Here is an 8,134-nt window from a genome sequence, read left to right as displayed (position 1 = left end):
GCGCAGGCCCGGCCGCAGGGGAGGATCGTCGGCGGAACGACCGAGAGCACGGGCGACCACCCGTGGGTGGTGGCCCTGGCCAGTCGGCAGCAGTTCGGCTCCGGCCGCTCGGGCCAGTTCTGCGGGGGAGCACTGGTCACCCCCACCAAGGTGGTGACGGCGGCGCACTGCTTCTACGACGAGTCCGGCGGGCACCAGGTGGACCGGCCCGGGCTGCGGGTCGTGGTCGGCCGGGACGACCTGCGCGGCACGGTCGGCCGGGAGGTGGAGGTGCGGGAGGTCCGGATCCACCCCGACTACTCCTTCACCACCAATATGAACGATGTGGCGGTGGTCACACTCGCCGAGTCGCAGGGGAGCCGGCCGGTGATCGACCTGGTCGGCCAGGGCGAGACCGAGCCGTACCGCGCGGGGACCCCGGCCCGGGTCTACGGCTGGGGGGACACCACCGGCCACGGCGACTACTCGCCCCAGTTGCGCGGCGTGGATGTGCCGATCATCGCGGACCAGACCTGCGCCCAGGCCTACCCGGGCGGCCAGGACGGGCGTTTCGACGCCCGGGGCATGGTGTGCGCGGGCGAGCAGCGGGGCGGGAAGGACGCCTGCCAGGGCGACAGTGGCGGGCCGCTGGTGGTCGCGGGCCGGCTCGCGGGGCTGGTGTCCTGGGGGACGGGCTGCGCCGAGGCCGCGCACCCGGGCGTCTACACCAGGATCGGCTCGGTCTCCGACGCGGTCCGCTCCCTGCTGTAGCCGAACGGGCACGGGCCGCCGCCCGATCGGGCCGCTTCCGGGGCCCGGTGGTCCGGTGACCGGCGGTTCGCGAGCCGGCGGTCCGGAAACAAGCGGTCCGGGAACGACGAAGCCGGGCGGCCGACCCTTGGAAGGGCGGTCGCCCGGCTCAACCGGTCACACGCGGTGTGCGGCCGGACACAGCTCGACGTCGGTCTGCTGCTGGAGGCGCTCGGGATCAGCGCTCGTCGTCGTTGGCCGTGGCGGCGGTGGTGCCGAGGCGGTTGCTCTCGTCCTGTATCTCCACGGCGATCTTCTTGAGCTCCGGCTCGAACTTCCGGCCGTGGTGGGCGCAGAAGAGCAGCTCTCCACCGCTGGCGAGTACGACGCGCAGGTAGGCCTGGGCGCCGCAGCGGTCGCAGCGGTCAGCCGCGGTGAGCGGGCTCGCAGGGGTCAGAACAGTAGTCACGTCGCCTCTTCTCTAGCTCGACGAGCTGTCGTACCAGGGTCAACATCCAACCAGGCCGAAAACGTTCCCGCTCGTGGCTTTTCTTCTCTGAGGATTCTGCTGTCGTTGATGAGGACGTGCCCCGGGGGCCGGTGGTTCATGCGTACCGGATCCCAGGATCCGCCCGCGGCTCGAACGCCCGATCGGAACCGGGTGCGGGAGTCCGCGTAGCATAATCCTCTGCTGGGTTGGAGCATAAGCCCCGTCCCGGGCCCCGGTAGCCTGCATAACGGCAGTTCCGGAGCCTGTGCCCGGTCCCACGGTCCGCCAGGAGCAGTGGTACCGGGAGGAGATGGCGCCCCGGCGTCCCGAATCCGGCACGGCTCTTGTTCGCGGAGCGCGTACAAGCTGCGCGGGACCGGCCTGCCGTGCTGTGCACCCAGCGGAGGGGTGCGCACACGGAGGGGAACGGCTGTCGGTGCGGTGTGCTGCACTGGCGGACGCTCCGGACCTGTCCGGATGTGCCCCGATGTGACCGATGAGACAGAACTTCACCGAGGAGAGTGCCGCGTGAGTGCCGAAACGACCGTGCCGTCCGCTCTGCTGGCCGGCGACGACGGTTCCAACTACACCGCTCGGCACCTGCTCGTCCTGGAGGGCCTGGAGGCGGTCCGCAAGCGTCCCGGCATGTACATCGGCTCGACCGACAGCCGCGGCCTGATGCACTGCCTCTGGGAGATCATCGACAACTCGGTGGACGAGGCGCTGGGCGGCTACTGCGACCGGATCGAGGTCGTCCTGCACGAGGACTCCTCGGTCGAGGTCCGTGACAACGGACGCGGTATCCCGGTGGACGTCGAGCCCAAGACCGGGCTGTCCGGCGTCGAGGTCGTGATGACCAAGCTGCACGCCGGCGGCAAGTTCGGCGGCGGCTCCTACGCGGCCTCCGGCGGTCTGCACGGCGTCGGCGCCTCGGTGGTCAACGCGCTCTCGGCCCGACTGGACGTCGAGGTCGACCGCAGCGGCCACACCCACGCGATCAGCTTCCGGCGCGGCACCCCCGGCATCTTCACCGAGGCCGGCCCGGACGCCCCGTTCGAGGCGGCCAACGGCCTCAGCCGCGCCCGCAAGGTGCCCAAGACCCGCACCGGGACCCGTATCCGCTACTGGGCGGACCGGCAGATCTTCCTCAAGGACGCCAAGCTCTCGCTGGAGCACCTGCACAACCGGGCCCGGCAGACCGCCTTCCTCGTCCCCGGCCTGACCATCCTGGTGCGTGACGAGCGGCTCACCGAGAGCGAGCAGGTCGACGAGAGCACCTTCCACTTCGACGGCGGCATCGCCGAGTTCTGCGAGTTCCTGGCGCCGGACAAGCCGATCAGCGACGTGCTGCGGCTGCACGGCGAGGGCACCTTCAAGGAGACCGTGCCCGTCCTGGACGAGCTCGGGCACATGACGCCGACCGAGGTCACCCGGCAGCTCGGGGTGGACATCGCGCTGCGCTGGGGCACCGGTTACGACACCACGCTGCGCTCCTTCGTCAACATCATCGCCACCCCCAAGGGCGGTACCCACGTCACCGGCTTCGAGCGCTCGCTGGCCAAGACCGTCAACGAGGTGCTGCGGGCCACCAAGCTGCTGCGGGTCGCCGAGGACGACGTCACCAAGGACGACGCCACCGAGGGCCTCACCGCCGTGGTCACCGTCCGGCTGGCCGAGCCGCAGTTCGAGGGCCAGACCAAGGAGGTGCTCGGCACCTCGGCGGCCAACCGGATCGTCGCGGCCGTCGTCGCCAAGGAGCTCAAGGCCTTCCTCACCTCCGGCAAGCGGGACGAGAAGGTCCAGGCCCGGGCGGTGCTGGAGAAGGTCGTGGCCGCCGCCCGCACCCGGGTCGCCGCCCGCCAGCACAAGGAGGCCCAGCGCCGGAAGACCGCGCTGGAGACCAGCTCGCTGCCGGCGAAGCTGGCCGACTGCCGCAGCGACGACGTCGACCGCAGCGAACTCTTCATCGTCGAGGGCGACTCCGCGCTCGGCACCGCCAAGCTCGCCCGCAACTCCGAGTTCCAGGCCCTGCTGCCGATCCGCGGCAAGATCCTCAACGTGCAGAAGGCGTCCGTGAGCGACATGCTCAAGAACACCGAGTGCGCGGCGATCATCCAGGTGATAGGGGCCGGTTCGGGCCGCACCTTCGACATCGACCAGGCCCGCTACGGCCGGGTCATCTTCATGGCCGACGCCGATGTCGACGGCTCGCACATCCGCTGCCTGCTGCTGACCCTGTTCCAGCGGTACATGCGGCCGATGGTCGAGCAGGGCCGGGTCTTCGCGGCCGTGCCGCCGCTGCACCGGATCGAGCTCACCAACCCCAAGCGCGGCCAGGAGAAGTACCACTACACCTACTCCGACGCCGAGCTGCGCTCCACCTTGCTGGAGTTCCAGCGCAAGAACCTGCGCTGGAAGGACCCGGTCCAGCGGTACAAGGGCCTCGGCGAGATGGACGCCGACCAGCTGGCCGAGACCACCATGGACCCGCGCCATCGCACGCTGCGCCGGATCAACCTGGGCGACCTGGACCAGGCCGAGAAGGTCTTCGACCTGCTGATGGGCAACGACGTGGCGCCGCGCAAGGAGTTCATCGTGGACTCGGCGGCCACCCTGGACCGTTCGCGCATCGACGCCTGAGCGACCCCGCCGGAAGGGGCCCTCCACCCGTGGGTGGAGGGCCCCTTCGCGTCTGTTCCACCCGCCGTCCACCCCGGCGCCGATCAGCCGCGGGCGGCGGATCCGTAGCGTCGGAGAGGTCAGACAGAGCCCTCCCGGACGGAGAACCCCGATGTCCACCCTGGTCGACGCCGCCCTCGTGGTCGTGGTGATGGTGCTCGTGCTCCGGCGGCAGATGAGCCCCCGGCGCCTGGACACCGACCGCCGGTTCTGGGTGCTGCCGCTGGTCCTCGCCGCCGTCGCGCTGAGGGATCCGCAGCTGGTCGACCGGGGGCACACCGCCTGGTCGGTCGTCCTGCTCGGCTGCGGGGTGGTGGCGGTGCTCGCGGCCGGCTCGGTGTGGGGCTGGACCGTCCGGCTGTGGCGGGAGGCGGACGGGGCGCTCTGGTCCCAGGGCACCCGGGCCACGCTGGCCGCCTGGGGCGGGATGGTCGCGATCAGGGTCGGCCTGTTCGGGCTCGGGGCGGCGCTGCACCTGCGGCAGTCGAGCAGCGCGCTGCTGCTGAGCCTGGCGGTGCTGCTGCTGGTCCGCTCGCTCGTGGTGCACTGGAGGGCGCGGGCCCTCGTGACCCCCGGGCGGGTCACCCTGATGTCCTGACCACCGCTGTGCGTACGAGGAGGCCCTCCCTTGGTCGAGGTCGACCGGTTCTGGACCCGCTGGCCGTCCCGCGAGGGGCTGGAGCGCGACGCCGACAGCCGCCCCCGGCGGATCCTCGCCGGGCTCGGCCGGCTCGCCCTGCTGACCACGGTCTGCTGGGGGACCTTCTCCGACGGCCGGTACTCCGGCTGGGCGGTGGTGGCCGAGGCCGCCGGGCTGGTCGCGGCGGTCGTGCTGGTCGTCGGCTTCCTGCACGCCTGCCGGAAGCAGCGCCCGGTGCCGGCGTACGCGCTGGCGGCCGGACTGTCCGCGACCGCCTGGCTGGCCAACGCGGGGCACGCCTACCTGCTCGCCGACGTGCTCTGGTACGGGCTGGCGGTGACCGCGCTGATCCGGCTGCCGCCCGGGCCGGCCCTCGTCACCGCCGGGGCCTCGCTCGGCTCGTACGCGGCGGTCAGCTGGGCCGGCACCCTGAGCATCGTGGCCACCTGCGGCGGACTGCTGCTGCTCGGTTACCTGCTGCGGCTGGACGTCGAGGCGCGCGGGACGGCGCGGCGGCTGCTCGTCCAGGAGCGGGCCGCGCGGGCCGCCGAGGCGGAGAGCGCGGCGCTCGCCGAACGGGCCAGGATCGCCCGGGAGATCCACGACGTGCTCGCGCACAGCCTCTCCGCCCAGCTGGTGCACCTGGAGGCGGCCCGGCTGATGCTGGACGCCGGCACCGACCGGGAGCAGGTCCGGGAGCGGGTGGTGGCCGCCCGGCGGATGGCGCAGGACGGGCTGGCCGAGACCCGGCAGGCGCTGTCGGCGCTGCGCGGCGAGTTCACCCCGGTCGGCGACTACCTGGTGGAGCTGACCGGGCGGGAGCGGGCGGAGTTCCGGGTGGCCGGGATGCCGCGTCCACTGGCCGCCGAGGTGGGGCTCGCGGTCCGGCGCACGGCGCAGGAGGCACTGACCAATGTGCGCAAACACGCCCCCGGCGCGCGCTGCGCGGTGGAGCTGCGCTATCTGCCCGAGGAGGTGGAGCTGGAGGTGCGGGACGAGGCCGCGGGCGGCGCGGGAGCGCCCGGCGGGCTGGCGGCGAGCGGTGGCGGGTACGGTCTGCTGGGGATGCGCGAACGCGCCGAACTGCTCGGCGGCAGCCTGCTGGCGGGCCCGCACGAGGGAGGATGGCGCGTGCTGCTGCGAGTGCCGGCATGACGGGGCCGGCGGTGACCAGGGTGCTGGTCGCGGACGACCAGACGGTGGTCCGCGAGGGCATCGTGATGCTGCTCGGGCTGCTGCCGGGGATCGAGGTGGTCGGTGCGGCGGCGGACGGCGAGGAGGCGGTCGCGCTGGTCGCGCGGCACCGTCCGGACGTGGTGCTGATGGACCTGCGGATGCCGCGCTGCGACGGCGTCGAGGCGACCCGGCGGATCCGGGCCGGGTACCCGGGCACCGAGGTCGTGGTGCTCACCACCTATGCCGACGACGAGTCGCTGTTCCCGGCGCTGCGGGCCGGGGCGCGGGGGTATCTGACCAAGGACGCGGGCGGCGAGGAGATCGCCCGGGCGATCGCGGACGTCCGCTCGGGGGCGGCCGGGCTCTCGCCGCAGGTGCAACTGCGGCTGCTGGAGCGACTGTCGGGCGAGGCGGCGGCGGGGACGGCGGGGACGGCGGGGACGGCGGGGACGGCAGGAGTGACCGGGGCGGCCGGCCCGGTGCCGTCCGGGGAGCCGGCCGCGGGCCCGGTCGCGCTGCCGCCGGACGGGCTGACCGCGCGGGAGGCGGAGGTGCTGGGGCTGATCGCGGAGGGCCTCTCCAACACCGAGATCGCCCGCCGGCTGTACGTGAGTCCGGCGACCGTGAAGACCCACATCAACAACCTCTTCGCCAAGACCGGCGTGCGGGACCGGGCGCAAGCGGTCGCGTACGCCTTCCGACACGGAATCACCGGGTCGCCGCAGTAGTCGGATGAGCGTCTGTCGGATCATCGATCACCTCATCGAGTGAACGTATCTGCGTTGGGAGTTTGGGGAGTTGGGGCGCCCCCATGATGGTTCGGGTCACAACCCCCCGGTCCAGGAGCAGCCGTGCCACAACCGCAGACGAGAAGTCCAGAGCCGGGCGGACAACTGGACTGGTGGGCCTCGGCACCGGCATCGCCACCCGGATCACCACCGGTGCCGGCCCCGACGGCCCCCACGGCCCCGGCGGTGTCCGCACCGTCGGCCGGGGCCGATGCCGAGGGCGGACCCTCGGACGACGCCAGCACCGAGGTCTACCGCTCCGTCCAGAACAGCCTGGCCTTCCAGCGGATCCGCCACAGCTACCGCTCCTTCGTCTTCCCGGTCAGCGGTGTGTTCCTCGCCTGGTACCTGCTGTACGTGGCCGCCCAGGCCGCCGCCCCCGGGCTGATGCGCACCCCGGTCGCCGGCCCGGTCAACGTGGCCTGGCTGCTCGGCCTGCTGCAGTTCGCCACGACCTTCCTGCTGACCTGGCTCTACGCCCGCAACGCCCGCACCCAGCGCGACCGGGCCGCCCTGTCGCTGCGCTGGGACACCCAGGACCAGTTGCGATGAGGACCGCCACCCCGCCCCCCGTGGCCCCCGCCGGCGACCACCACGACCTGGCCGTGGTGCTGTTCGCCGTCATCGTCCTGGTCACCCTCGGGATCACCTTCTGGGCCGGCCGCCGCCGAGGCGGCGGCGCCGACGACTTCTACGCCGGCGGCCGCGACTTCACGCCGCTGCAGAACGGCTTCGCGCTCTCCGGCGACTACCTCTCCGCCGCCTCCTTCCTCGGCGTCGCCGGGCTGATCGCGCTGTTCGGGTACGACGGCGTGCTCTACAGCATCGGCTTCCTGGTGGCCTGGCTGGTGGTCCTGATGCTGGTCGCCGAGCTGGTCAGGAACGCCGGCCGGTACACCCTGGCCGATGTGCTGGCGCTGCGGCTGCGCCGGCGCAAGGTCCGGGCCGCGGCCGGCGGCGCCAGCGTCGTGGTCACGCTGTTCTACCTGGTCGCCCAGATGGTCGGCGCGGGCAGCCTGGTCGCCCTGCTGCTCGGCACCAACAGCGCCGAGGCCAGGACCTGGACCATCGTGGCGGTGGGCGGTCTGATGATCGTCTATGTCACGGTCGGCGGGATGCGGGCCACCACCTGGATCCAGATCGTCAAGGCGTTCCTGCTGGTCGCCGGCTCGGTGCTGCTGACGGTGCTGCTGCTGGTGCGCTTCCACGGCGACGTCGCCGAGCTGATGCGGCAGGCGGCCCAGCACAGCGGCGCCGGCCAGCGCTACCTGGAGCCCGGGCTGAAGTACGGCAAGAGCTTCACCAGCCGACTGGACTTCTTCAGCCTCGGCCTCGCCCTGGTGCTCGGCACCGCGGGTCTGCCGCACATCCTGTCCCGCTTCTACACCGTGCCCACCGCCCGGGCCGCCCGGCGCTCGACGATGTGGGCGATCGGTCTGGTCGGCGGTTTCTACCTGATGGCCATCGCGCTGGGCCTCGGCGCCACCGCGCTGGTCGGCTCGGCGGAGGTCCGGCACGCCAACGCGGCGGGCAACACCGCCGTCCCGCTGCTCGCGCTGGTGCTAGGCGGCGGCAACGGCTCCACCGGCGGGGTGGTGCTGTTCGCGGTGATCTCGGCCATCGCCTTCGCCA

General features: G+C 72.6%; 8 protein-coding genes. 7 read left to right on the top strand and 1 reads right to left on the bottom strand.

The window, feature by feature from the left end:
* A partial coding sequence (locus BI06_RS40340; RefSeq protein WP_063795132.1) for a trypsin-like serine protease occupies nucleotides 1–750 on the top strand: 750 nt, incomplete at its 5' end.
* A gap of 217 nt (nucleotides 751–967) precedes the next feature.
* Here the strand turns inward: BI06_RS40340 and BI06_RS40335 are convergent.
* Nucleotides 968–1,198: a hypothetical protein gene (locus BI06_RS40335; RefSeq protein ID WP_030396621.1), complete on the bottom strand. Its 231-nt coding sequence runs from the start codon at nucleotides 1,196–1,198 to the stop codon at nucleotides 968–970.
* A 549-nt stretch (nucleotides 1,199–1,747) separates the two neighbouring features.
* Between BI06_RS40335 and BI06_RS40330 the strand changes: the two genes are divergently transcribed.
* The 6 genes from BI06_RS40330 to BI06_RS45650 all read left to right on the top strand — a co-directional run.
* Nucleotides 1,748–3,859 carry a type IIA DNA topoisomerase subunit B gene (locus tag BI06_RS40330; RefSeq protein ID WP_030396620.1) on the top strand — a complete coding sequence of 704 codons (2,112 nt, stop codon included), beginning with the start codon at nucleotides 1,748–1,750 and terminating at the stop codon, nucleotides 3,857–3,859.
* 151 nt (nucleotides 3,860–4,010) lie between these two features.
* The gene (locus BI06_RS40325; protein WP_051742860.1) at nucleotides 4,011–4,496 is read left to right on the top strand and encodes a hypothetical protein; all 486 of its coding nucleotides are present in this window, start codon (nucleotides 4,011–4,013) and stop codon (nucleotides 4,494–4,496) included.
* Between the two features lie 30 nt (nucleotides 4,497–4,526).
* Nucleotides 4,527–5,693: a sensor histidine kinase gene (locus tag BI06_RS40320; RefSeq protein ID WP_030396618.1), complete on the top strand. Its 1,167-nt coding sequence runs from the start codon at nucleotides 4,527–4,529 to the stop codon at nucleotides 5,691–5,693.
* The gene (locus BI06_RS40315; RefSeq protein ID WP_043476922.1) at nucleotides 5,690–6,442 is read left to right on the top strand and encodes a response regulator transcription factor; all 753 of its coding nucleotides are present in this window, start codon (nucleotides 5,690–5,692) and stop codon (nucleotides 6,440–6,442) included. The genes BI06_RS40320 and BI06_RS40315 overlap by 4 nt, the downstream gene beginning before the upstream one ends.
* A gap of 246 nt (nucleotides 6,443–6,688) precedes the next feature.
* Nucleotides 6,689–7,054, top strand: a complete 366-nt coding sequence (locus BI06_RS40310) for a DUF485 domain-containing protein (protein WP_051742876.1) — start codon at nucleotides 6,689–6,691, stop codon at nucleotides 7,052–7,054.
* A partial coding sequence (locus BI06_RS45650) for a cation acetate symporter (RefSeq protein WP_199523440.1) occupies nucleotides 7,051–8,134 on the top strand: 1,084 nt, incomplete at its 3' end. The genes BI06_RS40310 and BI06_RS45650, both read left to right, overlap by 4 nt.

This window comes from Kitasatospora sp. MBT66, assembly GCF_000710405.2.
Classification (GTDB): domain Bacteria; phylum Actinomycetota; class Actinomycetes; order Streptomycetales; family Streptomycetaceae; genus Kitasatospora; species Kitasatospora purpeofusca.
The sequence above is the reverse complement of the archived record's forward strand: the minus strand, read 5'-3'. Positions and strand labels throughout refer to the sequence as shown.

Excerpts from the sequence above, each read along its gene's own strand:
- BI06_RS40325 (WP_051742860.1), top strand. The coding sequence starts at position 4,011 with ATGTCCACCCTGGTCGACGCCGCCCTCGTGGTCGTGGTGATGGTGCTC.
- BI06_RS40315 (WP_043476922.1), top strand. The coding sequence starts at position 5,690 with ATGACGGGGCCGGCGGTGACCAGGGTGCTGGTCGCGGACGACCAGACG.